The sequence below is a fragment of the Leeuwenhoekiella palythoae genome, assembly GCF_900130045.1.
In the GTDB taxonomy this organism is placed as follows: domain Bacteria; phylum Bacteroidota; class Bacteroidia; order Flavobacteriales; family Flavobacteriaceae; genus Leeuwenhoekiella; species Leeuwenhoekiella palythoae.
In genome coordinates this window covers 361,119-386,239 of record NZ_FQXT01000003.1, presented here as the reverse complement: position 1 = coordinate 386,239, position 25,121 = coordinate 361,119, and the positions used below count along the sequence as shown (strand labels likewise).

The following is a 25,121-nucleotide window of genomic DNA, read 5'->3' as shown; positions in this document are numbered from 1 at the left end:
AAGAGCAAAACTCTCAATACGTTTAAGCTAGATTTTCGATTAAACTCTTTTTATATTTGTCCTAGCACAGCAGATCATACAATGGTGACAAGTGTGCATTAAACCTTAAAAAATTGCTTTAGTTGCTAACCCATTTACAGATTAAAAATTACGCTTTGATCGAAGCGGTAAGTCTAAATTTCAATGATGGATTTACGGTAATCACCGGGGAAACCGGCGCCGGGAAGTCTATACTTTTAGGGGCTTTAGGCTTGATTTTAGGCAAACGCGCAGACATCAGTAGTATTGGTAATCCTGATGAGAAATGCGTTATTGAGGCAACTTTTGATATTCATAATTACCAACTTCAAAGCCTTTTTATAGCAGAGGATCTTGATTATGAGTCGCAAACCATCATAAGACGTGAAATTCTGGCTAGCGGAAAAAGTCGTGCTTTTGTAAATGATACGCCCGTAACACTAAGTCAATTATCCGCTTTAGGAGCGCGTTTGGTTGATATTCATAGTCAACATCAGACTTTAGAAGTTACCGATGTAGATTTTCAATTTCAGGTGTTGGATGCTTTTGCTGAAAATACTGCAACGCTTCAATCCTATACACAACTTTATAAAGACTTTAGAGGAAAAGAAAATCAGCTTAAAAAACTGATTAAGCAGAAGGACGAGGCGCAGAAAGAAGAAGAGTATAAAAACTTTTTATTAGAAGAATTGCTCGCTGCCAATTTGAAGCCCGGCGAACAGGAGCAGCATGAAAGCGCACACGATGCGTTGAATAATGTGGAGCAAATCACCGAAGGTTTAGCCGAAGCTTATCAAATTCTGAGCAGGGAAGAAGTTGGGGTTAATGAGATGTTGCTTTCAGCGAAATTACGCCTATCTAAACTTTCTGGTTTTGGTCCAAAACTTAATGAACTGAGCGAGCGATTAGACGCCGTGACCATCGAACTGGATGATATTTCCGAAGCGATAAATGACTTAGCTTCTGAAACAGAAGGCGATCCCGAAGAGCTAACCCGACTAGAGAACAGACTTAAATTACTTTTTGATCTTCAGAAAAAGCATCAGGTAGATTCTGTAGATGCTTTGATAGCTATACGCGATGGTTTAGATGATGAAGTGCAATCACTAAATAATTTAGATGAGTCTATTGCGCGATTAAAACTAGAGATCGCCGATGCGCAAAAGCAGTTGGACATACTGGCGGGGAAACTGTCTAAAGAGCGGTCCAAAGCCATTAAACCTTTAACTTCAAAACTAGAGGCTATCCTAAGCAATTTGGGGATGCCCAACGCGCGTTTTGAAGTAAGTCTGGAGTCCAGTACTACATTTTTAGACAACGGTAAAGATGTACTTCACTTTTTATTTACAGCCAATAAAGGAATGCGTGCTCAAGAATTGAAAAAGGCAGCTTCCGGGGGAGAATTGTCACGTATCATGCTGGCTATAAAATCGGTTTTAAGTGATTATGCACAATTGCCTACGCTTATTTTTGATGAGATCGATACAGGGGTGAGCGGTGAAGTCGCTTTAAAAATGGGGCATATTATGCAAGCTATGGGCAACCGTATGCAGCTGATAAGCATTACGCATTTGCCACAAATTGCAGGTAAAGGAGCACAACACTTTAAAGTGTATAAAGAAGATGTCGCGCAAAAAACCACCACAGGAATACGAGTGCTTCCCAAAGAAGAGCGCATCGCTGAGTTGGCCGAAATGTTAGGCGGCAAGGCTTCTTCTGATGCAGCTTTTGATCACGCGAGACAACTTCTCAATGAATAAAACAGTATATTTGACCACTTAAATTAAACAACTATTATGTCCTATAATTTATTAAAAGGAAAACGAGGTATCATCTTTGGAGCACTTGATGAAAATTCAATCGCCTGGAAAACTGCAGAGCGCGTTCACGAAGAAGGAGGAACCTTTGTTTTGACCAATGCGCCAATTGCAATGCGTATGGGAAGCATTAATAAACTTGCTGAAAAAACAGGTTCAAAAATTATTCCTGCTGATGCAACATCAGTTGAAGATCTTGAAAATTTAATAGCAGGAGCTGTTGAAGAATTAGGTGGGAAAATTGATTTTGTACTGCATAGTATCGGGATGTCTATCAACGTGCGTAAAGGCCGTCACTATACAGATCAAAAATATGACTGGACGCAAAAAGGTACAGATGTAAGCGCGATGTCTTTTCATAAAACCATGCAGGTGCTTTATCAAAAAGATGCGATGAATGAGTGGGGGAGCATTGTAGCCTTGACGTATATGGCAGCTCAGCGTGTTTTTCCTGACTATAATGATATGGCAGATAATAAAGCATATTTAGAAAGCATAGCGCGTAGTTTTGGATATTTCTTCGGAAGAGATAAAAAAGTGCGTGTAAATACCATTTCTCAATCACCAACACCTACTACTGCCGGTCAAGGGGTTAAAGGATTTGATGGTTTCATCGCTTATGCAGATAAAATGAGTCCGTTAGGTAATGCAACCGCTCAGGATTGTGCAGACTATACGGTAAGTTTATTTTCAGACTTGACTAAAAAAGTTACGCTTCAGAACTTATTCCACGACGGTGGATTTAGTAATATGGGAGTTAGTGACGCTGTTATGGAAGCTTTTGTTGAAAAAGAAGAGCAATAATAGCTTAACTAAGTAAGAAATTAAGATGTCCGTAAGTCTTTGACTTCGGGCATTTTTTTTAAAAGGGAATTGAGCTTTGAAGTTTTAATTGATTCAGATGAATGTACATTTTTCAATTATTGTACCTGTTTATAACAGATCGCAAGAAGTTTACGAACTTCTTGAAAGTTTGAAACATCAGGAATATAACAAACCTTATGAGATTGTTATAGTTGAAGATGGTTCCACCGAAACTTCAGAAGCCATTGTTAAGCAATTTCCTGAACTCAATTGCAGTTATTTTTTTAAAGAGAATTCCGGTCCTGGGGCGTCGAGAAACTATGGTATGCAACGTGCACAAGGTAATTATTTTTTAATCTTAGATAGTGATTGTGTGTTGCCGCCAGAGTATTTAAAGGCTGTTGAAACCGGATTAAAAGCAAAATTTACTGATTTTTTTGGTGGACCAGATGCTGCGCATCGCGATTTTACTACCCTGCAAAAAGCGATTAATTATGCGATGACTTCATTGCTTACCACCGGTGGAATTAGAGGCAGAAAGGAAGCGTCTAAAAAATTTGAACCGCGTAGTTTTAATATGGGCATTTCAAAAAAAGCTTTTGAAGCCTCTCAAGGTTTTGGTACCATTCACCCTGGTGAAGATCCTGACCTCACCCTTAGATTGTGGAAGTTAGGTTTTGAATCTCAATTGCTTTCCGATGCTTATGTGTATCACAAACGCCGTATTTCTTGGTCTAAGTTTTATACGCAGGTAAAAAAGTTTGGCACCGTGAGACCCATTTTAACGCGGTGGCATCCAGAATCAGCACGAGTGACTTTTTGGTTTCCCAGTTTTTTTGTGCTGGGTTTAGTCGTTGCAATCCTTTTTGCATTAGCTGATATCGGATTGCCTATATTGATGTATGCATTCTATTTTGCAGCCATTGCGATTCACGCTTCAATTGTCAATAAAAGTATTTTGATCGGGCTACTGAGCGTGTGGGCCGTTATGGTTCAGTTTACCGGCTACGGAAAAGCTTTTTTAGTATCGAAGATAAAAATCGGTTGGTTTAAAAAGGACCCGCGTGCAGAATATCCCCATTTATTTTTTGAGTAATTTTGAATCAAAAGCCTTGCGATGTCAGATAAAAAGAAGAAAAATAAAAATTCTAACCTAAGGGTTTTTCTTACCATTTTATTGGTAGTGGCTACGATTTCTGTGATGATCAAACTCAACCGAAACTTTAGTTTTTCGGTAAAAGTGCCGCTGACTTTTCAAAACTTAAGTGAGGATCAGATTCTTAAATCGGCCTCTGCAAATGAGGTCAAAGTGACGGGCAAAGCAAGTGGTTATGACTACTTCAAATACCGATTTTTCTCACAGCAATTTCCTATAGATCTTTCTCAACTTCAGAAAGCAAAAGGCAAAGCTTTTTATGTTTTTAATCCGGAAGACGATGCGTTACAAGGCAGTTTGACCGGAAGCGATATAACAGCGTTTCAGCCCGATACCGTATTTTTTGATTTGGATCGAAATTATGAAAAGCAAGTTGCTGTGATTCCTGATTATCAAGTGGATTTTGCGGCAGGATACGGTAGTCTTGAAGGTTTTAAAATTAAACCCGACACGGTCACTATTCGTGGGCCGCAGTCTGAGGTTGATACCATTACGCGTGTGTACACTGATGCGGTGCGTTTTGAAGAAGTGCGCAATTCGGTAGCAGATAGTTTAAACCTGCGTTTTGCATCAAACATTCCAATGGTAGAAATTCAGCCTAAAAAAGTGCTGTACTCGCTTTCGGTTGATAAGTTTACTGAAGGTAGTGTTTCTGTTCCTCTTCAGTTAATTAATGTTCCGGCTAATGTTACGGCAAAAGTGTTTCCGAAGCGTATAAATGTGATTTTTAATGTGAATCTGAGTAACTACGAACTGGTTAAGTCATCTGACTTTAAGGTGGTGGTAGATTTTGATCAGGTAGATGATTCTTCAACTTCGTTGACACCTGAAGTAAAAGAAGCTCCTGTTTATGTGCGCGACATTCGATTGAGCGAAAGCACGGTGCAATATTTATTAGTAAAATAAAATGAAAACAGTTGGAATAACCGGTGGAATAGGAAGTGGCAAAAGTACCATTGCCTCTTTTTTTAATTCTGAATTTAATATTCCAGTGTATTATGCTGATGCCGAAGCCAAAGCCTTAATGCACACCGAAGCACTCAAGGAAAAAATCATATCACTCTTTGGTGCTGAAGCTTATCAAGGTCAGAAACTGAATAGGAAATTTATTTCAGCATTGGTTTTTAAAGATGAGCATTTGCTCGAGCAACTCAATAAAATTGTTCATCCTGCGGTAGGAGAACATTTTAAACAATGGAAAGAAGTGCAACACGCACCTTATGTGCTTAAAGAAGCTGCAATTCTTTTTGAAAATGGTACTGCGCAATCCTGCGATGCCATAATCCTCATAACTGCTCCGGAAGAAGTGCGTATTCAACGTGTTTTAAAAAGAGATGAAACCTCAATAGCGGCAATCAAGGACCGCATAAATAAGCAGTGGCCAGATGCTAAAAAGATTCCTTTGGCAGACTTTTTGATCGAGAACATGGACCTCGAAGAATCGAAAAAACAAGCTAGAAAAATACATCTTCAACTCTTGGGAGACCGCGTAAACACATAGCTTATTCTTGTTAACATTTGGTTAAACCACCAAAGTCCTAAATGTTAAAATCATACATTTGGGCTATGAATAAAAATCTATTTGTACTCCTCGTTGTGCTGATGAGCTTGTCTCTTATAGGCATCATATTTGTACAGGGTTACTGGATCTCAAATAGTATTGAAGCAAAACGCGGTCAATTTGCTTTTAGTGCAAAACAAGTACTCAAAGAAGTTGCTCGGGATATACAAATGAAAGAGGTGAATACCTGGTATAATCCTGTACTGCGTATGCGCGATAGTCTAGGTGTGCCTGACGATGTGAGTTTGTATGATCTGATCTACAAACAAGATGACTCGCTATCTAACGAATCGTATATTTTTAGAAACAGCATTGTTGAGCAAGATTATAAGCTAAGTGCGCCAGTTTTAGATTATGAGGTAGACAGCATCAAATTTAAACGCTACTTGCAGCGACAGTACACGCAGATCATTGATAAAAATGACCTTGATCGTTCTGAAGTTGATCGTACCACGGTGCTGACCAGAATGTCTGATCTTAGCGAGATTGAACGTTACAATATCGAGCAAGCGGTGATGTATATCACGCGTAAAATCCCTATTCATAAACGTGTCGAAGAAGCAGATTTGCAGCGTTTATTAACGATGGAATTGGCAGAGCGCGATATGGATACCAATTTTGAATATGCGGTATACAGTAACAATTTAGTCACCAGCGTGCGCTCAAAGGATTTTGATTTGCAATCTCCAGAGCAAAACTTCAGCGTACCACTCTTCACCGATGTGGAAGGAAATAGCGATTACCAATTGGTTGCTAATTTTCCCGGAGAGAAGAAATTTGTTGTTTCTTCTGTAATAGGAATGGGAGGTTTGAGTATTCTGTTTACGTTGATTATTGTCATCGCTTACAGTAGTGCCTTGCAGCAATTGGTAAAGCAACGTCAGATTTCAGAAATCAAGACTGATTTCATCAACAATATGACGCACGAGTTTAAAACGCCTATTGCAACGATCAACCTTGCTCTAGACGCTATTAAAAACCCAAAAATCAGCAGTAACCCTGAGGCCTTAACACGCTATATGGGTATGATCAGAGAAGAAAATAAGCGAATGCACGCGCAGGTAGAAAATGTATTGCGCATCTCTAAGCTTGAGAAAAATGAGCTTGATATTAAGAAGGAACGCTTAAATCTTCACGATATCATCGAGGATGCGATTACGCATATTGAGTTGATCGTAGAAGACCGTCAAGGATATATCAATACGCATCTTGGCGCAGTGAAAACTTCAGTGTTGGCAAACGAGTCGCACTTTACAAATGTGCTGGTGAATATCTTAGATAATGCGGTTAAGTATTCTACAGATGTCCCCAAGATTGATGTATATACAGAGAACTTAAAAACGTTTATCCTGATTAAAATTAAAGATCAGGGTGATGGAATGACTAAACAAGTTCAGAAAAAAATATTTGACAAGTTTTATCGCGAGCATACCGGCGATATTCATAATGTAAAAGGACACGGCCTTGGTCTGGCTTATGCAAAACGTATCGTGGAGGATCACGCAGGTGAGATCTGGGTACAAAGCGATAAGGGCAAAGGCAGTACATTCATAATTAAATTACCACTAATATCTTAAACATATGGAAACTGAAAACAAAAAAATCCTACTCGTAGAAGACGATCCAAACTTCGGGACGGTGTTGAAAGACTATCTTTCAATGAATGATTATGACGTAACGCATGCCAAAAATGGTATGGAAGGTTTTGAGAAGTTTAAAAAAGACGACTTTGATCTTTGTATTCTTGACGTAATGATGCCGTATAAAGATGGCTTTACCTTAGCGAAAGAAATACGTGAGAAAAACGAGGATGTGCCTATTATTTTCTTAACCGCAAAAGCAATGAAAGAAGATGTACTTAAAGGGTACAAAGTAGGTGCAGATGACTATTTGAACAAGCCATTTGACAGTGAAGTATTGCTTATGAAGATCAAAGCGATTATGCTGCGCAAGGCTACAGATTCTGTTGCAGATAGTAAGCAATTTGAATTTCAGATCGGAAATTTCTTTCTGAATTCTAAACTGCGCTTTTTAACCTATAAAGACGAAGAGCCTAATAAACTTTCTCCCAAAGAAAACGAATTATTACGTCTTTTAGCCTTACATGAAAATGATTTGATGCCACGTGAATTGGCACTTACTAAAATATGGCGAGATGATAACTATTTTACTTCTCGTAGTATGGATGTGTACATCGCTAAACTGCGTAAATATCTTAAACGAGATGATACGGTAGAAATACTTAACATTCACGGAGAAGGTTTCCGTTTGGTTGTAAAAACCGAAGAAGAAAAATAAATACTAGTGGTAAAGAAAGTGCCTCTGCTAAAGAGGCACTTTTTCTTTTATCCTTTGTACGATTTCTTCAAAAGGTGTTTTGTAGTCAAACCAGACAATCGTCTCATCTTTACGGTACCAGGTCAGTTGGCGTTTAGCAAATCTTCTGGTATTCTTTTTAATTTCTTCAATGGCAGTATCTAAGTCAAATTCTTCTGCAAAATAGCCGAACAATTCCCGGTATCCCACCGTTTGTAAAGCATTCAGTTCGCGCTTAGCATATAAGCCTTTAGCTTCCTCAATCAAGCCTTTTTCAATCATCACATCTACACGCTTGTTGATGCGGTCATAAATAAGCTGACGCCCTGCATTAAGACCGATTTTTAAGGTGTTAAAAGGTCGTTGAACAGTATTTCTTGCTAAAAATGAGGAATATGGTTTTCCTGTACCCAAACAAATTTCTAGCGCCCGAATAAGGCGTTGCTTATTGTGTAGATCAATTCTTTGATAATGGTTAGGGTCTAAAATTTGAAGTTGGTCTTGTAGGCTTTCAATACCTTCAGATTCTAAACGTTGGGTAAGTGTATTTCGAATTTCTGGATCAACATCAGGAAATTTGTCTAAACCATTGATCACAGCATCTACATAAAGTCCTGAGCCGCCTACCATAATTACCACATCGTGTTCTGTAAAAAGCGCTTCGATCTTCGCAAGCGCTTCCTGTTCAAAAAGCCCCACATTATATTCTTCTTCAACCGAAATATGCTGAATAAAATGGTGTTTGGCTGCCGCTAGTTCGTCTTCATCAGGTACAGCTGTACCTATGTACATTTCTTTAAAAAACTGCCTGGAATCTGCCGAAATGATTTCCGTATTAAAATGATTAGCAAGCTTTATTCCTAAGGCTGTTTTACCAATAGCAGTAGGCCCTACCACAGCAATAAGTAGTTTATTCATAATGCAAACTGTTTCCGCAGTTATGACAATATTTAGCCGAATCTTGATGTTTTCTCGCGCCGCAATGGTGACAAACCTGAGTGTTCATATGCAATTTTTGAGGTTCAGGTTCTTTGCGTTCGCCTTTGGCCATCTCGGCGCTTACGATGCCTGTTGGTACAGCGATAATTCCGTAACCCACCACCATAATGACGGTAGCAATAAACTGCCCTAAAGCAGTCACCGGGGCAATATCACCAAAACCAACGGTTGTCAGGGTCACAATACACCAGTAAATACTTACCGGAATGCTTTTAAAACCGTGTTCTGGCCCTTCTACGATATACATCAAGGTGCCCGCAATGATCGAAAGGATCATTACCGCAAAAAGGAATACCAGAATTTTAGGTCTGCTGTCTCGCAAAGCACGCGCAAGTTTATTGCCTTCCCCAATGTATCGGGTAACTTTTAAAATTCTGAACACACGTAGCAAGCGCAGTGCCCGAATCGTAAGCAAGGCATTTGTACCCACAATAAAAAACGATAAATACAACGGGATCGTAGAAATCAAATCGATCAAACCATAAAAGCTAAAAATGTAGGAGGAAGGCTTTTTGATGGAAATCACGCGTAGAATATATTCGATCGTAAAGAAGATAGTAATGATCCATTCGCCTAAATAGAAATAATCACCGTATTGGGCCTGCATAGGAGCAACACTTTCTAGCATGACCAGAATGATACTCACAAAAATGAGAATGAGCAGCACTACATCAAAGGTCTTTCCGGCAGGAGTATCTGCTTCATAGATCACTTCATGTAGTCGTGTTTTCCAGGTATGTTTTTGGGGTTGTGTCAAAGAGTTACAGTTAATTCTTCAAGATTTTTAGCCAAGAGTTGCTTTCTGAATGCTGGTTTATATTCTAGTTCAATAGCGCCGTAAGAAGCACTAGCACCATATTTTGCAGTAGCTTTTTTCCCTTTTAAAATTGATACTTTCGCTAGGGCTGAAATAGGAATATCTTTAAAAAAATCATCTATTTTATAGTATTTACCCTCAAGAAGCAACGCATATAAAGGGTCGGTTTTTTCAGTGGAAACTGAAACTTGACAAATAAGCTTTATTTGCTGCGTATCGGTATGATAATCCAGGTCGTTGTCTTGAACAGAGCAACTCCCGAAAAGAAGAATTACCGAAAACAATAGTAGGCTTTTAATCATATCTTAATTTTCTAGTTCAGTCAGTTCCATAATTTTGATCACTTTTCGCGTACGCAAATAACTTTGAATTAAATGTCTGGCATCGCGGTTATCCTGCATCGGTGTGATGATGCGCTCTAAAATATCTAAGTTATTGATCTGAAAGTTCAAGTTATAAAAACCATAGCCTTTAAATTTTCCTTCTTCAATTAAAACCACGCTGCGCTCATCAACAGAACGCCCGCGATCAATGATCAAAAAATTCTTATTTTCAAAACTATGCTTGCTGATAAACTCAGTAACTCTGGCATTATAATCTGCTGCCGATTCTTCTCCCACGCAGGCACCGTCGCAAGCTTTAATGGTATAGTTAAAGCAATTGCTGTCGGTTGTATGAAGCCCCATTTTGCTTTGGCACAAGTTATATTCCACAAGCATTTTTTCTAAATATTGCTTTGCAGAATGACTAGTGGCAAAAGTCGTAATGTGTTCTTTTCTCGGGTCTGCTTTTTCCAACCGAAGATTTATATACCCGGCTTCATCCCTGAAATGAACCAATTGACTTTTAAATTTTGTACGTCGAAGCGCCCGGTTGTGTTTAGGTTTTATGCTCTTGATCTCCTCATTCTCCTTAAGTAGCGCGACAAGTTCGCTGCCGGTCTCCTCGTAGCTAACGGCCTCAACTTCCTCTTGAATCTTTTTAGACTTGCGGTTATCGCTTGTGAAATGCTGATTCACCCGCTTTTTGATGTTGCGGCTCTTGCCGATATAAATAACCGAGCCATTTGCGTTATGCATATAATACACGCCGGTGCTGCTGGGCAGGTCTGCAATTATATCCCGAAGCTTTGTATCTATTTGCTTTTTGGGATTCAGTTTGATCGCTTCTTGTATAATGGTCTTTTTGCTGTCTTTTGCTAGCAGTAATTTGAACAACTTTACCGTAGCTAAAGCATCACCATTAGCCCGATGCCGATCGGTGATCGGGATGCCTAAATTTCTTACTAGTTTACCTAAACTGTAACTCTCTTGCCCCGGAAGCAATTCTTGAGCGAGTTCTACCGTACATAAACTTTTGCGCTGATAATCATATCCCAGTCGGTCAAACTCTAATTGTAAAATGCGGTAATCAAACTGTGCATTATGCGCTACAATGATACAATCCTGAGTGATCTCGATGATGCGTTTGGCCACCTCATAAAACTTTGGGGCATTGCGCAACATCGCGTTATTTATACCTGTAAGTCCTACCACAAAAGCTTGTATAGGCCGCTCAGGATTTACCAAACTGATAAATTGATCAACTACTTTATGACCGTCGAATTTGTAGATAGCAACCTCGGTAACTCCTTCTTCATTGTATTTTCCTCCGGTAGTTTCTAGATCGAGAATTGCATACATAGGCCGTGTAGCGCTAGTTTTATAATTAGTGTTTAGTTGTAGTTGCGGGCACCAAAGATCGCGCTTCCCACACGTACCATAGTGCTGCCATGTTCAAGAGCAAGTTTGTAGTCACCGCTCATTCCCATAGAAAGCACGCTAAAAGCATACTGCTCTTTAAAGGTATTGTAAATTTTCTCAAGTTGGGCAAATTCACGCTTAATCTGCACTTCATCGTCAACAAATGAGGCCATTCCCATCAGTCCTACAATGTTTACATTAGGATACTGGGCAGCCTTATTTTCTTCTAAAAACGCTTTGGCTTCTTCAGGCGGCATCCCAAACTTACTATCCTCTTCGGCGATTTTTACTTGAAGTAATACATCAATAACGCGTTCATTTTTTTTCGCTTCTTTATTGATCTCTTTAAAGAGTTTGAGTCGGTCTGCACTGTGAATCAAGTTGACGTAGGGCGCCATATACTTAACCTTATTGGTCTGTACGTGACCTATCATGTGCCATTGAATATCTTTAGGAAGCGCTTCCCACTTGTCGGTCATTTCCTGTATTTTGTTCTCACCAAAAATACGTTGACCGGCATCGTAAGCTTCTTGTAGATCCTCGTTAGGTTTGGTTTTAGAAACCGCTACGAGGGTGACTTCTTTCGGTAATTCAGATTTGAATTGTTTTAAGTTCTGCGTTATATCAGCCATAAATCACTGTGCTTTCACAATGACGTAAAGGTACATATTTGTAACGGGCTATGCTAGCTAGAGAAACTCATAAATCGTCACTCCGCTGCGCAGTTTAGGCTGAATAAATGTAGATTTAGGAGGCATAGTAAGTCCTTCATCAGATATGTCTTTGATTTGTTGTACCGTAGCCGGAAACAAGCCAAAAGCGACAGCATATTTATCACGATCTACTTTTTCTTTGGCGCCAAGCATATCATTTTTGCCTTTTCCATAAGCTAAACGTGCATCTTGTCGCGGGTCTTGTATTTTTAAAATAGGGTTAAGTACCAGATCGTAAAGTATCTGAGCATCTAAACCTTCTAAAGCATCTTTAAAATTTCGATAGTGTTTGCGCAATTCTAAAGTGTAAAAGTCACCGTCGAGATACATACTAAAGTGATGCACTTTTGAAGGCTGAATATATTCATCGCCACGATTTTCAATTTTAAAGATCGAATCCAATTTGATCAGGAACCTATCTTTATCCATTCCGCAGAGATCGGTGATCATCCTGCTAAACGCGTGGATGCGCAAATGCGACTCGGGAATGATATACGTCATAAAATAGTTGTGCGCATCACCCGCTAAATCCGAACCATTCAAGTCGTCTGCTAAGAGTGCAGACGAACTCGACCTATGATGTCCGTCTGCAATGTATAGTTCGGGCATATCAGCATAAATCGTCTTTATTTTTTCTATGAGATGTTCCTGGGTTACCGGCCACAGATAGTGCGTATCACGGTAGGTTGTGGTGAATTCGTACTCTGCCCGGGCACGCATTACTTCTTCAAAAATAGCGTTCAACGGAATATAATCAGGGTGGGTGAGTAGCACCGCTTCGGCATTAAATCCTGTTGTTTTCAGATATTCTTTAAAGACTTCTTCACGCGCTTTAATCGTGTTTTCGTGTCGCTTAATTTGATTGTTCTTATAATCAGCAACACTAGCAGCGCCAATGATCCCGATAAAACTTTCAGCGTCCCGATTCACGATCTTATACACATAAAACACAGGTTGTTCTTCTTTGATAAAAATACCTTCTTCCTTAAACTCCAGATACCGGTTGCGCACGAGTTGAAAGCGCTCTTGACCGCTCAATTCTTTATGGTATTTATACCCGGGATTTACAATGTGCAAAAAAGAATACGGATTGTTGTCTAAACGGGCTTTACGCTCGGCTTTGGTGTACGTGTCATAGGAGCGCGAGGCGATTAAACTCACTTTGTCTCGGGTAGGGCGTACGGCTCTAAAAGGAATGATCTTTGGCATTTAAATGTATTTTGCTGAAAATCTTCAGCTCAAAGTTCTTTATAATTTTAGTAAATACACAGCTTCGGCTTTTATAGAATAATGCTCTTCTCCTAAAAAGACCAAGTTGTCCCCTAAAGCCTTCTTCACTTCGTCATAATTGCGCATATGAAAGTTGCAACAACAAGCCACGCGTTTTCCGTTTTTGATTAGATGTATATACTTTTTAGAATAGTTTTCCATTTCAGTAAAGCCATCTAATTCTTTTAAGTCGAAATGTTGCGCATAACCAATGCCGAAAAACGAGCGCTTTTCAATTTGATTCTTAGACAGAATAAATACATCTGCACGTTTTCTGAATTCCGTTAGAAGAAAAAGCAAACAGAAAAAAAACAAACCAAACATAGTATAAAGACTGAAGGTGCTTAATGTTTGAAATTGCTCAATTAAAACCAATATACAGACTGCCATTAAATAAATAATGGTTACAAAACAGAACACGCCCAGCCAGGCAATTTTAGACTTTACCACAAATTATTGAAATTGAGCGGATACCGTTTCTGCTTTTCTGCTTTCACTGTAATCATAAAAACCTTCACCTGATTTAACGCCGAGTTTTCCGGCTCGTACCATATTCACGAGTAGCGGACACGGCGCATACTTCGGATTCTTAAAGCCGTCATACATTACCTCAAGAATAGACAAACACACATCCAGACCAATAAAATCTGCCAACTGCAAGGGGCCCATAGGATGCGCCATTCCTAATTTCATCACGGTATCGATCTCTTGCACACCGGCAACACCATTGTATAAGGTTTCAATGGCTTCGTTAAGCATTGGCATCAAAATACGGTTGGCTACAAAGCCGGGATAATCATTAACAGGAACAGGAGTTTTACCCAACTGTTCGGCGAGTTTGGTCACAGTCGCTAAAGTTTCCGGCGAAGTATTGTACCCGCTGATGATCTCCACGAGTTTCATCACCGGCACCGGATTCATAAAATGCATCCCGATCACTTTATCAGCGCGTTTGGTGGCAGCAGCGATCTGTGTGATGGAAATCGAACTCGTGTTACTTGCCAAAATGGTATTGGGCTTGCACAGCTCTTCAAGCTTTTTAAATATATCCAGTTTAATATTGAGATTCTCGCTGGCAGCCTCAACGACCAGATCAGCTTTGGCAACACCTTCTTTAAGATCGGTAAGCAAAGCAATATTGAGCAGGGTTTCGTTTTTTTGCGCTTCGGTAAGCACTTCTTTAGCCACCTGACGATCCAGATTTTTGGTAACGTTGGCGATTCCGTTTTTCAGCGCCGTTTCAGAAATATCAATAAGGCTTACTTTAAAACCGTGTTGCGCAAACGTATGTGCAATGCCATTACCCATAGTCCCCGCACCAATAACTGCAATATTTTTCATGAATTCGTTGTATTGAGAGAATTCCGTTATTCTTATGGAATTCTTTGATTTATAATAAAATACTTAAAAAGGTTGCGATACTTAGCATCGTAACCCTCGTAAATTTACGAATTTTATAATTGAAGCTGAGCGTGTCTTTTATTCAAAAGTAATACTAACGGCATCGCGATAATCCAGACCAAATAGGGTAGAGGCACTGCCCACCGTACTTGGATTGCTCTTGTAAATCGCGAGTTCAAGATAACCTGACGAATTGAACAAGGCGATCTTTTTACCATCTTCTTCCCGTTTACTTTTTTCGATCTCAAAATTGATCGCATCGCTATAATGCTGGTGGATCTTTTTAAACATCGCACGCCGTGCCTGAATGGTAAACTTGCGGCCTTTGCCAACATCTTCAAAAAGTCTTTTGGTGATGTTGGTGATCACATTTCCGTAGTTATCAACATAGATCACATTCCCTATAATGCCTTTTTGGTCGCTGTTGATCACCGGCATAATCCCGGTGATTTCTTTGATCTCTTTGATGGGTTTACCAATCACACCCAGCGTACCTCCACGGGCGATATGACACGCTACCTGAACAAAAACATCCAGCTCGGTAAAATTAGTTTTAATACGATCGTGAATGTTGATCTCAACGACTTCTTCAGGATTGATCGTCTTGGTGATCATAGACATAATCCCGTTGTTAGCACAAATAAAATACTGGCCTTCAAGCTTTACTGCAATATGCTTATTCTCGGGATTTTGCTCAGAATCGATACCGATGATATGTATGGTACCGGGTGGAAAGTTTTTATAAGCGTTCTGAATGATGTACGCCGCTTCGGTGATATGAAAAGGCGAGACGTTGTGCGAGATATCAACAATTCTGGCATCAGCCATTTCGCTATAAATAGCCCCTTTAACCGCGCCGGCAAAATGATCTTTTAAGCCGAAATCTGTGGTTAATGTGAGTATAGGCATAGGTGGTATTGTTGATATTTTTAGGGAGGATAGTTACTAAATTTGGTTACATTTGTTAGAGCACAAAACTAAAGATAATTAACTAGTTTTTTTATAAAATTCTTCCGCTTTTGAACGAACTTATCATCGAACTTTCAGAGATCACACCAAGGGAATTCTTTGGTCAGAACAACGCCAATATAGAACTTCTTAAGAAGTACTTTCCTAAATTAAAACTGGTCGCCCGGGGCAATCATATTAAGGCCTATGGCGACGAAGATCTTCTCGAAGAGTTTGATAAACGCATCACGATGTTGCTGGAGCATTTTGCGAAGTACAACAAGCTTGACGAAAATATGATAGAGCGTGTGCTTACCAGCGATAGCCGCGAAGACTACGAGACATCACCTCAAAGTGGCGAAATTCTCGTACACGGCGTTGGCGGAAAACTCATCAAAGCACAAACGGCAAACCAGCGCAAACTGGTAGATATGGCACGCAAGAACGATATGGTATTTGCCATTGGTCCAGCGGGAACCGGAAAAACCTATACCGGTGTAGCTCTTGCGGTTAAAGCTTTGAAAGAAAAACAAGTAAAGCGCATCATTCTTACCCGTCCTGCGGTAGAAGCAGGGGAGAACTTGGGCTTCTTACCGGGAGATCTAAAAGAAAAATTAGATCCGTATATGCAGCCGTTGTACGATGCATTGCGTGATATGATTCCGCATGAGAAGTTAGAAAGCTTTATCGAGAAAGGCGTGATCCAGATCGCTCCTATGGCGTTTATGCGTGGGCGTACTTTAGATAATGCGTTTGTGATTCTTGATGAAGCGCAAAACACCACCCACGCACAGATGAAGATGTTTTTAACCCGTATGGGGAAACACGCCAAATTCTTGATCACCGGTGACCCGGGACAGATAGACCTTCCGCGTCGTGTGATCAGCGGACTCAAAGAAGCGCTTTTGGTACTTAAAGATGTTGACGGAGTAGGGATGATCTATCTGGATGATAAAGATGTGATACGTCATCGTCTCGTGAAGAAAGTGATCGCTGCCTACAAAGCCATAGAAAACAGAGATTAAACCTAGAATACATACAATGTCAAATAAAACCATAACGGATACAAATTATACATTTCCGGGGCAAACTAATGTTTATAAGGGTAAAGTGCGCGAGGTGTACAGCCTTGACAACGACCTTTTGGTAATGATCGCTACCGACCGCTTGAGCGCGTTTGATGTGGTGATGCCTAAGGGAATCCCTTACAAAGGACAGATCCTCAATCAGATCGCGACTAAAATGATGCGCAATACCGAAGACCTGGTGCCTAACTGGCTGGCAGCGACGCCAGATCCTAATGTGGCGGTAGGGAAGAAGTGCGAACCCTTTAAAGTAGAGATGGTGATTCGTGGCTATATGAGCGGGCACGCGGCTCGAGAATACAAAGCCGGAAAACGTATGCTGTGTGGTGTGCCGTTACCGGAAGGTATGAAGGAAAATGATAAGTTTCCGCAACCTATCATTACTCCGGCGACCAAAGCCGAAATGGGTGATCACGATGAGGACATCTCTAAAGAAGATATTCTAAAACGCGGAATTGTCTCTGCGGAAGACTATGCGGTATTAGAAGATTATACCCATAAGCTTTTTCAGCGTGGGACGGAGATCGCTGCCGAGCGTGGACTCATCCTCGTAGATACCAAATATGAGTTTGGTAAAACGGCCGAAGGGGAGATTGTACTCATTGATGAGATCCACACCCCAGATTCGTCACGCTACTTTTATGCAGACGGCTATGCGGAGCGTCAGGAAAAAGGCGAAGCGCAAAAGCAATTGTCTAAAGAGTTTGTGCGCCAATGGCTTATCAGCAACGGTTTTCAGGGCTTAGAAGGGCAAACCTTACCTGAGATGACTGATGCGTATATCGAGACTGTTTCTGAGCGTTATATCGAGTTGTATGAGAATATCACCGGGGAAACTTTTGTAAAGGCAGACCTTTCGGATATTGACAAGCGTATTGAAACCAATGTGTTGAACTACTTGAACGCATAAGGTTGAGAGCAATCTAAATATTTACAAACCGAAAAGAGGTAGTACTCTTTTCGGTTTTTTTGGTTCTACCAAATCGGAGTAACCTATCCCGATAGCTATCGGGATGCCTAGAACTTAGAATTTGTTTTAACCAATGCCTTGATGTTTTAACCCGAGGTAGCTCATTGGCGACGCCAAATCGGAGTAATTTGCTGAGGCTTTTCTATTTTTAACGAATCAATCTAAACGTGTATGGACGTATTGAATCAATGGATCGCTGAAACTGCCTCATTTGTATGGGGTTTGCCACTCTTATTTTTATTAATTGGTGGCGGACTGTTTTTATTAGTGTATTCGCGGTTTCTTCCCTTCAAATACTTTGGGCACGCCATTCAGGTATTGCGCGGAAAGTATGATAATCCTGATGATCCCGGGGAGATCAGTCACTTTCAGGCGTTGATGACGGCTTTGTCCAGTACCGTAGGAATGGGCAATATTGCCGGTGTAGCTGTAGCTATTGCTGTGGGTGGTCCCGGTGCGGTGTTCTGGATGTGGATCAGTGCCTTGGTAGGGATGAGTACCAAATTCTTTACCTGTACCTTGGCAATTTTATTCCGTGGAAAAGATGACTCGGGAACGTTGCAAGGCGGACCCATGTATTTTATTACCGAAGGTTTGGGCAAATCTTGGAAACCCCTTGCGGTGTTTTTTAGTATTGCCGGACTTGTGGGCGCTTTGCCGGTATTTAACGTAAACCAACTCACGCAAGCCGTTAATGATATTTTACTGGTGCCTAACGGAATTGAAAAAGGCTTTGCTACTGATCTGAGCATCGGTATTGTACTGGCAGTCATCACAGGGATCGTGATCCTGGGCGGACTCAACCGCATCAGTAAAACGGCGAGTAAAATGGTGCCTGCGATGGTGGTGCTGTATTTTATAGCGGTGCTGGCGATTCTATTTATAAATGCCGCTGAGGTACCGCGCTACCTACAGCTTATTTTTACCGATGCGTTTGCAGCGAACAACTACACTGGTGATCCTATGTTTGGCGGAATGTTAGGCGCTTTGATCGTTTTGGGTATTCGGCGGGGTGCGTTTTCTAACGAAGCGGGAATAGGTACCGCACCTATGGCACACGGTGCCGCAAAGACGGAAGAACCCATTCGTGAAGGACTCGTGGCAATGCTGGGTCCGTTTATTGATACCGTGATCGTGTGTACCCTTACAGCCTTGTGTATTTTGGTGACCGGGGTTTGGCAAACTAGTGAAGCCAACGGCGTAACCCTTACTGCTAAAGCCTTTAGCGACAGTATACCCGGCTACGGACCCTATGTGTTATTGGTATGTATTGCGGTGTTCAGTATCAGTTCGTTATTCAGCTATTCGTACTACGGCTCTAAATGTTTGGCCTTTATCTTCGGAACGCGTCACAAACACTGGTACAATTACTTTTACATCGCTAGTATTTTAATCGGTGCGACCACTTCGCTAGATCTAATGATCAACTTGATCGATACCTTTTTTGCATTAATGGCGATCCCAACGATGTTGGCTACGCTTATCCTCGCTCCTAAAGTGATGCAGCGGGCTCGACAGTATTTTACGAGCTTAAATAAGGTTTAAAAGCGGTACGCGATGAAATCGCGCACCAACATATATACTAAATACGCTTTTTAAAAGCTTACGTGTCAAAGGTCTTGGGTGGTTTTGGACTATTCCAGACCTATTCTTCCAACAAAAGTTCCCTAATCTGCGTCAGCACTTCCTCATTTTTGATAATATTCAAATGATTGGCTTTAGGGATGCGTTGCACCCTAGTAAATGCAGCGGCGGGTTCAAAGACTTCCTGAAAACGCTCTGGATAGAAGCTTTCATCGGCATTGCCTACGAGGACCAGGGTTGGTGTTTTTAGTTTAATGATATCATGTTGGTAATGTGTAGGTGCAAAGTTCACCGCCATACGGTAGGAGTAGGATGGTGCTTGTAACGGATCTTCGTAAGCTTTTGGCCGATTGAAAAAGAGCACAGGTTTATCGTTGTATGCCGTTACCCCGATACCATTCAGCATCGCCAGACCCACCCAACGTTTTACGCCTACACTTACCCAGCCACCGCTGTTTTGTTTTACCGTAGGAGCATCGTGACCCAGGTAGGGAGCGAGTAAGATAGCTTGATCCACTTGAGGGTGTTTTGCGCTTGCAAGATACCGCAGGACCAGACCACCACCGGAAGAGTGCCCTGCGAGAACAATCTTCTCAGCTTGCAGTTCGTGCTGTGCATAAAAGAGGAAGTCTTCCAGATCTTCTTCGAGTTGGCCTATATGATCAATATCAGAGTGTAGTAGTAGATTACGGCCGTGGCCTCTTAGGTCGGGCGTAAGTACCGTAGCCAGATCTTCTTGTGCAAGCCTACCGGCTAAGCTTTGCAAATACCTGCTTTCAGAACCACTGCCGTGTAGTAAAAGCAGCACCGTTTTACAATTTGCAGCGTAGCGTCGGCTGAACAAAGCAGCACCATCACGCATGCTAATCCATTCTTCCTGATGCGGATAGGTCTTTACCGCTATGGTATCAATAGAAGTATAATCGTAGTTCTTGGCGGGTACTTTCTGCGGAATAGGCCAGTTGATCAATACCACTACTGCGATCAGATACAAACACAAATTAATTCCTATAAATACGAGTATACGCTTTACTATTTTCTTCATCCTTTCTTGTTTTAGAAGTGACGAAGCTAGCACGTGAGCTCTGCTCCGGGGAATAAAAGATCCTCAACTGTATAGTAGTTAGGCTGAATTGCGTTTTTTAGCGCTTTAGAAGGAGTTTAAATAAAATCAAGCCGATTAGTTTCGCACGATAATTCGGCTTTTTACTGCAAAGTCATGCAGCGGGCGCGGCAGTATGTTACGAGCTTGAATAAAACCTAAAAGAGGTACGCGATGCAATCGCGCACGCACCTCAAAGTAACTTTAAAAGTCGTATAAAACTTCTGCTTTGATGTAAGTCCGTCTCAGGATCTTGATGTAGCAGGCGTTTCCAGCGAACTCATTTTGACCACAATAGTTTTGGCCCAAAGATCTCCAAAGCGTTGACATTTTTCAGTTCGTTTTAATAAGAGTATCGCAGGCAATCCTAAAAAAGACATATCAACCAGGTCTAAAAAATGCCTTTTAAAGGACTCTGAAAAGCTAAGCTTGCGATTACGACCATTTTGAGGAATAGCTTTTAAACCTACAATGGAGTTGCCTAAAGTGCCGCCCAATCCACTTTCTAAACCAATGGTCATCAACAACCAAAACGCTATAGGAATAAGTATAGGAAGCCCTGTGATGCTATAACCACCCATCGTCGTAGGTGTACCAAAACTCATCAAAAAAACATAGATAAACGTGTAGATGAGACCATAATCAATAAGCGCTGCCAGAATGCGTCTGCCAATATGAGGTTGGTGATTAAATTTTTGTTGCATTTTATTTGAATATTAATTGCTATCGCCAAACAGCGGTTTTAAAGCGTTGTCTCCGTAGGTTCCCCAGCACCCAATTCTTCAACACCCAGTTGGGGAGCTTTGCTTTCCCAGTTTCGTTTAAAGTAGTAATACAATAAATACGTGCCGGCAATACCAAAAGGAAGCAGCATCAAACCGAATAAAAATTCATTGATAGTATCTACGGCACCCGGCCAGATCAGCTCTATAAAAATACCCATCAAGAAACCCGAAACTACTGCACACGCATAATACGTAACGATTCCCAGAATCGCATATCCCCATTTGCTTTTACCGTGGGCTTCTGCGAGTTTATAATAGTATTTTCCGATCCAATAGAGTAGTAGTATTCCGAGCATATGAAGAGTAATTTAAATGTTGTGGTAAGTTTTTTATTTTCAATAGTTTTGATTTGTTCTGAAACAGATCTTTCAATAATCTTTTCTAGAACCTTCTATGACTTCTCCTTTTTCATCGTACTCCCAAGACCTTAATAATTTCCCTTGCTCATCCCAATCTTTATAAACGCCAGTATTTAAACCATTTTCTTTATACAATTCCGAGCGTAATGTGCCATTCTTGTAGTAATATCTGATATGCTCTTTTTTTTGATCAGGAAAATACAAGTGCTCGTCATTTTTAATTCCGTTTTGGTAATAGGTAATGTTAGAAAGGAGTTCTCCCTGTTCATTAAATATACGTTGAATACAGAGGCTTGGCTTAGCCAGGATGCTTTTGGCTTCTTCCATAGCTACGTTGTTTAGGCCTGAATATATTTTTAAACTCATATAAGACGTGTCGATTTCGTGCCAAATCAGTGTGGTGTCAACAGGAAAATTATTTTTAAACGTTTCAGTTTTGGTCAGCTGCTCTTTATCAGAATACCATTTAAATTTTCCGGTTTTTGCGCCATTGCTATACTGTTGAATGCTTTGAAGCGTTTCATTAGGATAATATAACAACCGCTTACCGTTAAGAACCCCATTTTCATAATGTTCTTCCAATTGTTTGGTTCCATTAGGGTAATAAACGATGCGTGCTCCTTCGTAGGTAGGTTGGTTTGTTTTCTTATCAAAAACCTGCTGTAGTTTTTTCTTTAAGGTAAGCTGATTAGGATACTTAAGATCCTCAAAGCCATTCGCTCGTTTGATCCTTTTTGAACGTGTGCAATACCCTGTAATTAGCTTTTCTTTGTGCGAATCATAGTACCCAAAAATGATCCATTCTTCATCAGCACGTTCAGCCAGATCGCAAGAGGTCCAACCGTCAAGAGATGGGTGAGAACCTGAAACAAGAATCTCTTTTGTTGGTGCACCTTTATAAAGTTCTAAGAGTTCAAAATTCATTTGATGAATAGGCCATTCTGAATCAATACCTTCTGCGGCTTCTACACCTTGAACCTTTACGTGAGCTATAAAGCGATATTCTTCTAGATCTTCTTTTGTTTGGAAGTCAGGTTCATAGGCACAACTACACGCAAGCATTTTACTCCAACAAATAATCAAAAAGGCAAGTGTTAGTTTTAATTTCATAGATTCTTAGTATTATATAGCTCTATTTTTGAAAGCGCTAAAGCGATCTTATCTTTAAAAGCACTCTTAACCTCAAGGGCTAGATCATCTGAAAAAAGTGCCGGTCCCCAAGTGCCCATAGTTTGTGTTTTGCTTTACGTAATTATTTATTCTAGAGAACTGGACTAGGGGGTTTTATAGGATACAATGTTGTAAGCCGTATTTATTCTACAATTTCTGCTTCTTCAATTCCATCATCTTTTGAATACCAATGCTCAAATTGTCGCAAAATATTAATTTCAGACTGATTGTGGTCGAATCTTTGAAATTTCACTCCTTCTTGATGTAATTCATCCGAGAAATATTCATTGATTTTAGCGTGTAAATAATCTTTATTGAGAATATTTGTTATGTAATCGTAACCTTCTTTGTCAAAATTTGATTTATATGGTTCAGGATGATTAGAGCTAGTTGCAGTCGGTGTTAAAGCTAGAAATAATTGTTTCAAATATTTTGGCTCTTCATCAATGTATCCTTTTAGGTAACTTTCTAAATCTTCAGGATTATTTTCATACCAAGTGCTGAATATATAGAAGATATTATCTGGGAACTTTACGAATATTGGCAATTCACCGCATTCCTCTAAAGCTCTTTTTCTTAGAACTGTTGCCAATTCTACATATTGCTCTTGTTTAAATATTTTTTCCTCTCCTTCACCAGACCTTAGCCAATTATTTATTTGATATGCAAAGTCATAGGGAATTTCTTTTCCCATAAGTGTTTTTGACAGTTCGAAAACTTCGTCATTATCCTTATGATTTTTGAGCAGATTATATATAAAAATTGAAGCTTGTGACTGTGCACCACCCATACCAAAACTAAAAAACGAATCACCTTTTGGAAACAACTCTGACATTACAGCAATTGTTAGAATTAAATTTTGTGAAGCTTTCCAAGAAAGACTGTCTTCATAAGTTCTTACTTTAAATAAGAAATTTTCAGGGCTACTTTCGTTTATAATATCTTTCATTCCTTTAGCTATATCCTTAATCTCTATTGCCTCTAGAGATTGCATAAATTCCTCAAACATAACATCTGAAAGTTCTCCTTCGATTACTGCATAAGAAAAATATCTTTTAAAGTAGCTAGTTGAAACAATTCTCTTTTCCTTTAACCATTGTTTGTGTCCTTCGTGCTGGAATGTATTATGGAAAGCCTCATTTAATCTAGGAAACAAGGTCTTTAATAATTGAAATATTGCATCTTTCTCATTCTTAGTTAAATCAGAAGCCAGTTTATCTAAATGCTTTTTTAGTTCTTCCTTTTTTTCTTTTACAGATTGACCATCACCATAAGTTGAACGAGATGAATATGAAGAAGTAAAGTAATGAGGAAATGATTTTATGAAAAGATAGTGTTTAGGATAAAAAACTTTTATTGCTTCAATAAGCATTAAGTCAACGTGATTTACCTCACCTTTTAAAAGTGGTATTGCAAATGATAATGAATTACCATATCTAATTGCTAATCTTGGTGTTTTTAGACGTAACAATATATTGTGTGAAAAAGCAGACACAAAGCGTTGCACTTCTTCTTTTGTTAATTCTAATGTACTCTTATTGATTGCATTATCGACTAATTCAAAACAATATTTTTTTAAAGCATCTGGCTGAGCCTGGGGGATTTGTAAAGGCACTTGAATGATTTTCTCTAAGAAATTATGACCAGAATCTATATTCCCTTTTCCAAATCGTTCTCCTATCGCCGAAGCAACCATTTTTTCGTCAAAAGAAAGAACATAAGTAGTGTTAGTGAAATCTGCTGTTAATTTGACTAACCTAAATAGAGAATAGATTTCTTGTTTATCAAGTCTATCTATGTCATCAACAAAAATCACTAATTTGCTCTCACTTTCTTTTAGAAACTCGTCAATTCTGTTTTTTAGTGTTTCCAAATCAACATTTGAAAGATTTTTGCCAATTTCAGAAACATCCTTACCAATGATAGAACCAAATGTTCCATATTTTTCAATGAAACTACCTAGTTTTTCTTTATTTGTGTCTAGCTCTTTACCAAGAACTTCAGCGACTTTGTTTAGAAAGTTCTTTATTAAACTTTCTTCATCATTATATCTCCAAGGATTTAAAGTTAGTGTTAGAATATTTTCTTTTAGGTCAAGTTCACTTTTAATAAAGTTCAAAACCGAAGTTTTACCTTCTCCCCAAGCTCCATAAATTCCAATAACAATTCCCTCTTCATTTTCCCTTTGAACTATGGTTTCTGCTATTCTTTTAGAAAATCCGTATCTCTGAAACCTATCTTGATTTTCAATTTCGACTGGTTTATCCGATGAATAATGTTCTGACATTTAGTTTTGTTTATATGGCTTACAACTCGTGATATCAGGATAAATATACCCATTATCCCCTTATATGTCTTGTGATATCAGGAACTTTTATTACTTATAACAATATCGGTATAAATACCCAACCTTACTTACGGGATGCTGTAAATAGGGTATAAGGCACATTCTTCGGGTCATGGTGCAGTGTGGGTCGTATTTGGTTCGGTAAAGTCCCATTTTTT

Annotated in this window: 25 protein-coding genes; 10 read left to right on the top strand and 15 right to left on the bottom strand. The window is 39.8% G+C overall.

The window, feature by feature from the left end; genetic code table 11:
* The first annotated feature begins 122 nt into the window (after positions 1 to 122).
* The 7 genes from recN (at position 123) to BUA96_RS08880 (ending at position 7,654) form a co-directional block, all read left to right on the top strand.
* Complete coding sequence (gene recN, locus BUA96_RS08910) at positions 123 to 1,778, top strand: DNA repair protein RecN (protein WP_072982367.1); 1,656 nt, start codon at positions 123 to 125, stop codon at positions 1,776 to 1,778.
* A 36-nt stretch (positions 1,779 to 1,814) separates the two neighbouring features.
* Complete coding sequence (locus BUA96_RS08905; protein ID WP_072982366.1) at positions 1,815 to 2,639, top strand: enoyl-ACP reductase FabI; 825 nt, start codon at positions 1,815 to 1,817, stop codon at positions 2,637 to 2,639.
* 97 nt (positions 2,640 to 2,736) lie between these two features.
* Positions 2,737 to 3,735, top strand: coding sequence for a glycosyltransferase family 2 protein (locus tag BUA96_RS08900; protein WP_072982365.1), 999 nt, complete (start codon positions 2,737 to 2,739; stop codon positions 3,733 to 3,735).
* Positions 3,736 to 3,756: 21 nt separating this feature from the next.
* Positions 3,757 to 4,701, top strand: coding sequence for a CdaR family protein (locus tag BUA96_RS08895; protein WP_072982364.1), 945 nt, complete (start codon positions 3,757 to 3,759; stop codon positions 4,699 to 4,701).
* A 1-nt stretch (position 4,702) separates the two neighbouring features.
* Entirely contained in the window at positions 4,703 to 5,296 is a 594-nt protein-coding gene (coaE, locus tag BUA96_RS08890) for a dephospho-CoA kinase (protein ID WP_072982363.1), read from the top strand.
* 65 nt (positions 5,297 to 5,361) lie between these two features.
* Entirely contained in the window at positions 5,362 to 6,933 is a 1,572-nt protein-coding gene (locus tag BUA96_RS08885; protein WP_072982362.1) for a sensor histidine kinase, read from the top strand.
* A gap of 4 nt (positions 6,934 to 6,937) precedes the next feature.
* The gene (locus tag BUA96_RS08880) at positions 6,938 to 7,654 is read left to right on the top strand and encodes a response regulator transcription factor (RefSeq protein ID WP_009780011.1); all 717 of its coding nucleotides are present in this window, start codon (positions 6,938 to 6,940) and stop codon (positions 7,652 to 7,654) included.
* Positions 7,655 to 7,681: 27 nt separating this feature from the next.
* Here BUA96_RS08880 and miaA read toward each other — a convergent pair whose 3' ends face one another.
* The 9 genes from miaA to BUA96_RS08835 all read right to left on the bottom strand — a co-directional run bounded on the left by miaA (position 7,682) and on the right by BUA96_RS08835 (position 15,522).
* Positions 7,682 to 8,590 (bottom strand): tRNA (adenosine(37)-N6)-dimethylallyltransferase MiaA, encoded by a 909-nt coding sequence (miaA, locus tag BUA96_RS08875; protein WP_072982361.1) that lies wholly within the window; start codon positions 8,588 to 8,590, stop codon positions 7,682 to 7,684.
* On the bottom strand, positions 8,583 to 9,428 hold the full coding sequence (locus tag BUA96_RS08870) for an ion transporter (protein ID WP_072982360.1): 846 nt from the start codon (positions 9,426 to 9,428) through the stop codon (positions 8,583 to 8,585). The genes miaA and BUA96_RS08870 overlap by 8 nt, the downstream gene beginning before the upstream one ends.
* Positions 9,425 to 9,790 (bottom strand): hypothetical protein, encoded by a 366-nt coding sequence (locus BUA96_RS08865; RefSeq protein ID WP_072982359.1) that lies wholly within the window; start codon positions 9,788 to 9,790, stop codon positions 9,425 to 9,427. The genes BUA96_RS08870 and BUA96_RS08865 overlap by 4 nt, the downstream gene beginning before the upstream one ends.
* 3 nt (positions 9,791 to 9,793) lie before the next feature.
* Positions 9,794 to 11,170 carry an exonuclease domain-containing protein gene (locus BUA96_RS08860; protein ID WP_072982358.1) on the bottom strand — a complete coding sequence of 459 codons (1,377 nt, stop codon included), beginning with the start codon at positions 11,168 to 11,170 and terminating at the stop codon, positions 9,794 to 9,796.
* A gap of 32 nt (positions 11,171 to 11,202) precedes the next feature.
* Positions 11,203 to 11,862 (bottom strand): YggS family pyridoxal phosphate-dependent enzyme, encoded by a 660-nt coding sequence (locus BUA96_RS08855; protein ID WP_072982356.1) that lies wholly within the window; start codon positions 11,860 to 11,862, stop codon positions 11,203 to 11,205.
* Between the two features lie 57 nt (positions 11,863 to 11,919).
* Positions 11,920 to 13,152 carry a DUF1015 domain-containing protein gene (locus BUA96_RS08850; RefSeq protein ID WP_072982354.1) on the bottom strand — a complete coding sequence of 411 codons (1,233 nt, stop codon included), beginning with the start codon at positions 13,150 to 13,152 and terminating at the stop codon, positions 11,920 to 11,922.
* A 39-nt stretch (positions 13,153 to 13,191) separates the two neighbouring features.
* The gene (locus tag BUA96_RS08845) at positions 13,192 to 13,602 is read right to left on the bottom strand and encodes a hypothetical protein (RefSeq protein WP_128755671.1); all 411 of its coding nucleotides are present in this window, start codon (positions 13,600 to 13,602) and stop codon (positions 13,192 to 13,194) included.
* A gap of 63 nt (positions 13,603 to 13,665) precedes the next feature.
* On the bottom strand, positions 13,666 to 14,553 hold the full coding sequence (locus tag BUA96_RS08840; RefSeq protein ID WP_072982351.1) for a 3-hydroxyacyl-CoA dehydrogenase family protein: 888 nt from the start codon (positions 14,551 to 14,553) through the stop codon (positions 13,666 to 13,668).
* Between the two features lie 138 nt (positions 14,554 to 14,691).
* On the bottom strand, positions 14,692 to 15,522 hold the full coding sequence (locus BUA96_RS08835) for an SAM hydrolase/SAM-dependent halogenase family protein (RefSeq protein ID WP_072982349.1): 831 nt from the start codon (positions 15,520 to 15,522) through the stop codon (positions 14,692 to 14,694).
* Between the two features lie 110 nt (positions 15,523 to 15,632).
* Here BUA96_RS08835 and BUA96_RS08830 point away from each other — a divergent pair, with 110 nt between their 5' ends.
* The 3 genes from BUA96_RS08830 to BUA96_RS08820 all read left to right on the top strand — a co-directional run bounded on the left by BUA96_RS08830 (position 15,633) and on the right by BUA96_RS08820 (position 19,161).
* Positions 15,633 to 16,586 carry a PhoH family protein gene (locus tag BUA96_RS08830; RefSeq protein WP_072982347.1) on the top strand — a complete coding sequence of 318 codons (954 nt, stop codon included), beginning with the start codon at positions 15,633 to 15,635 and terminating at the stop codon, positions 16,584 to 16,586.
* A gap of 16 nt (positions 16,587 to 16,602) precedes the next feature.
* Positions 16,603 to 17,556 carry a phosphoribosylaminoimidazolesuccinocarboxamide synthase gene (locus BUA96_RS08825; protein WP_072982345.1) on the top strand — a complete coding sequence of 318 codons (954 nt, stop codon included), beginning with the start codon at positions 16,603 to 16,605 and terminating at the stop codon, positions 17,554 to 17,556.
* Positions 17,557 to 17,787: 231 nt separating this feature from the next.
* Positions 17,788 to 19,161, top strand: a complete 1,374-nt coding sequence (locus BUA96_RS08820; RefSeq protein ID WP_072982343.1) for an alanine/glycine:cation symporter family protein — start codon at positions 17,788 to 17,790, stop codon at positions 19,159 to 19,161.
* 100 nt (positions 19,162 to 19,261) lie between these two features.
* Here the strand turns inward: BUA96_RS08820 and BUA96_RS08815 are convergent, their stop codons facing one another.
* From BUA96_RS08815 to BUA96_RS08795, 6 genes are all read right to left on the bottom strand, one after another.
* Positions 19,262 to 20,245 carry an alpha/beta hydrolase gene (locus BUA96_RS08815; RefSeq protein WP_072982341.1) on the bottom strand — a complete coding sequence of 328 codons (984 nt, stop codon included), beginning with the start codon at positions 20,243 to 20,245 and terminating at the stop codon, positions 19,262 to 19,264.
* A 302-nt stretch (positions 20,246 to 20,547) separates the two neighbouring features.
* Entirely contained in the window at positions 20,548 to 21,006 is a 459-nt protein-coding gene (locus BUA96_RS08810; protein ID WP_072982339.1) for an RDD family protein, read from the bottom strand.
* 38 nt (positions 21,007 to 21,044) lie between these two features.
* Positions 21,045 to 21,383: a hypothetical protein gene (locus tag BUA96_RS08805; RefSeq protein ID WP_072982337.1), complete on the bottom strand. Its 339-nt coding sequence runs from the start codon at positions 21,381 to 21,383 to the stop codon at positions 21,045 to 21,047.
* A 72-nt stretch (positions 21,384 to 21,455) separates the two neighbouring features.
* Positions 21,456 to 22,556: a toxin-antitoxin system YwqK family antitoxin gene (locus BUA96_RS08800; RefSeq protein WP_072982336.1), complete on the bottom strand. Its 1,101-nt coding sequence runs from the start codon at positions 22,554 to 22,556 to the stop codon at positions 21,456 to 21,458.
* Positions 22,553 to 22,675, bottom strand: coding sequence for a hypothetical protein (locus tag BUA96_RS17435; RefSeq protein ID WP_262490503.1), 123 nt, complete (start codon positions 22,673 to 22,675; stop codon positions 22,553 to 22,555). Before BUA96_RS17435 ends, BUA96_RS08800 begins: the two co-directional genes overlap by 4 nt.
* An 83-nt stretch (positions 22,676 to 22,758) precedes the next feature.
* Positions 22,759 to 24,903, bottom strand: coding sequence for a KAP family P-loop NTPase fold protein (locus tag BUA96_RS08795; RefSeq protein WP_072982334.1), 2,145 nt, complete (start codon positions 24,901 to 24,903; stop codon positions 22,759 to 22,761).
* Positions 24,904 to 25,121 lie beyond the last annotated feature (218 nt).

Excerpts from the sequence above, each read along its gene's own strand:
- BUA96_RS08880 (WP_009780011.1), top strand. The coding sequence starts at position 6,938 with ATGGAAACTGAAAACAAAAAAATCCTACTCGTAGAAGACGATCCAAAC.
- BUA96_RS08840 (WP_072982351.1), bottom strand. The coding sequence starts at position 14,553 with ATGAAAAATATTGCAGTTATTGGTGCGGGGACTATGGGTAATGGCATT.
- BUA96_RS08835 (WP_072982349.1), bottom strand. The coding sequence starts at position 15,522 with ATGCCTATACTCACATTAACCACAGATTTCGGCTTAAAAGATCATTTT.
- BUA96_RS08800 (WP_072982336.1), bottom strand. The coding sequence starts at position 22,556 with ATGAAATTAAAACTAACACTTGCCTTTTTGATTATTTGTTGGAGTAAA.
- BUA96_RS08855 (WP_072982356.1), bottom strand. The coding sequence starts at position 11,862 with ATGGCTGATATAACGCAGAACTTAAAACAATTCAAATCTGAATTACCG.
- BUA96_RS08795 (WP_072982334.1), bottom strand. The coding sequence starts at position 24,903 with ATGTCAGAACATTATTCATCGGATAAACCAGTCGAAATTGAAAATCAA.
- BUA96_RS08900 (WP_072982365.1), top strand. The coding sequence starts at position 2,737 with ATGAATGTACATTTTTCAATTATTGTACCTGTTTATAACAGATCGCAA.
- BUA96_RS08895 (WP_072982364.1), top strand. The coding sequence starts at position 3,757 with ATGTCAGATAAAAAGAAGAAAAATAAAAATTCTAACCTAAGGGTTTTT.
- BUA96_RS08820 (WP_072982343.1), top strand. The coding sequence starts at position 17,788 with ATGGACGTATTGAATCAATGGATCGCTGAAACTGCCTCATTTGTATGG.
- BUA96_RS08885 (WP_072982362.1), top strand. The coding sequence starts at position 5,362 with ATGAATAAAAATCTATTTGTACTCCTCGTTGTGCTGATGAGCTTGTCT.
- BUA96_RS08850 (WP_072982354.1), bottom strand. The coding sequence starts at position 13,152 with ATGCCAAAGATCATTCCTTTTAGAGCCGTACGCCCTACCCGAGACAAA.
- BUA96_RS08860 (WP_072982358.1), bottom strand. The coding sequence starts at position 11,170 with ATGTATGCAATTCTCGATCTAGAAACTACCGGAGGAAAATACAATGAA.
- BUA96_RS08865 (WP_072982359.1), bottom strand. The coding sequence starts at position 9,790 with ATGATTAAAAGCCTACTATTGTTTTCGGTAATTCTTCTTTTCGGGAGT.
- BUA96_RS08905 (WP_072982366.1), top strand. The coding sequence starts at position 1,815 with ATGTCCTATAATTTATTAAAAGGAAAACGAGGTATCATCTTTGGAGCA.
- BUA96_RS08805 (WP_072982337.1), bottom strand. The coding sequence starts at position 21,383 with ATGCTCGGAATACTACTACTCTATTGGATCGGAAAATACTATTATAAA.
- coaE (WP_072982363.1), top strand. The coding sequence starts at position 4,703 with ATGAAAACAGTTGGAATAACCGGTGGAATAGGAAGTGGCAAAAGTACC.
- miaA (WP_072982361.1), bottom strand. The coding sequence starts at position 8,590 with ATGAATAAACTACTTATTGCTGTGGTAGGGCCTACTGCTATTGGTAAA.
- BUA96_RS08825 (WP_072982345.1), top strand. The coding sequence starts at position 16,603 with ATGTCAAATAAAACCATAACGGATACAAATTATACATTTCCGGGGCAA.
- BUA96_RS08810 (WP_072982339.1), bottom strand. The coding sequence starts at position 21,006 with ATGCAACAAAAATTTAATCACCAACCTCATATTGGCAGACGCATTCTG.
- BUA96_RS08845 (WP_128755671.1), bottom strand. The coding sequence starts at position 13,602 with ATGGCAGTCTGTATATTGGTTTTAATTGAGCAATTTCAAACATTAAGC.
- BUA96_RS17435 (WP_262490503.1), bottom strand. The coding sequence starts at position 22,675 with ATGGGCACTTGGGGACCGGCACTTTTTTCAGATGATCTAGCCCTTGAG.
- BUA96_RS08815 (WP_072982341.1), bottom strand. The coding sequence starts at position 20,245 with ATGAAGAAAATAGTAAAGCGTATACTCGTATTTATAGGAATTAATTTG.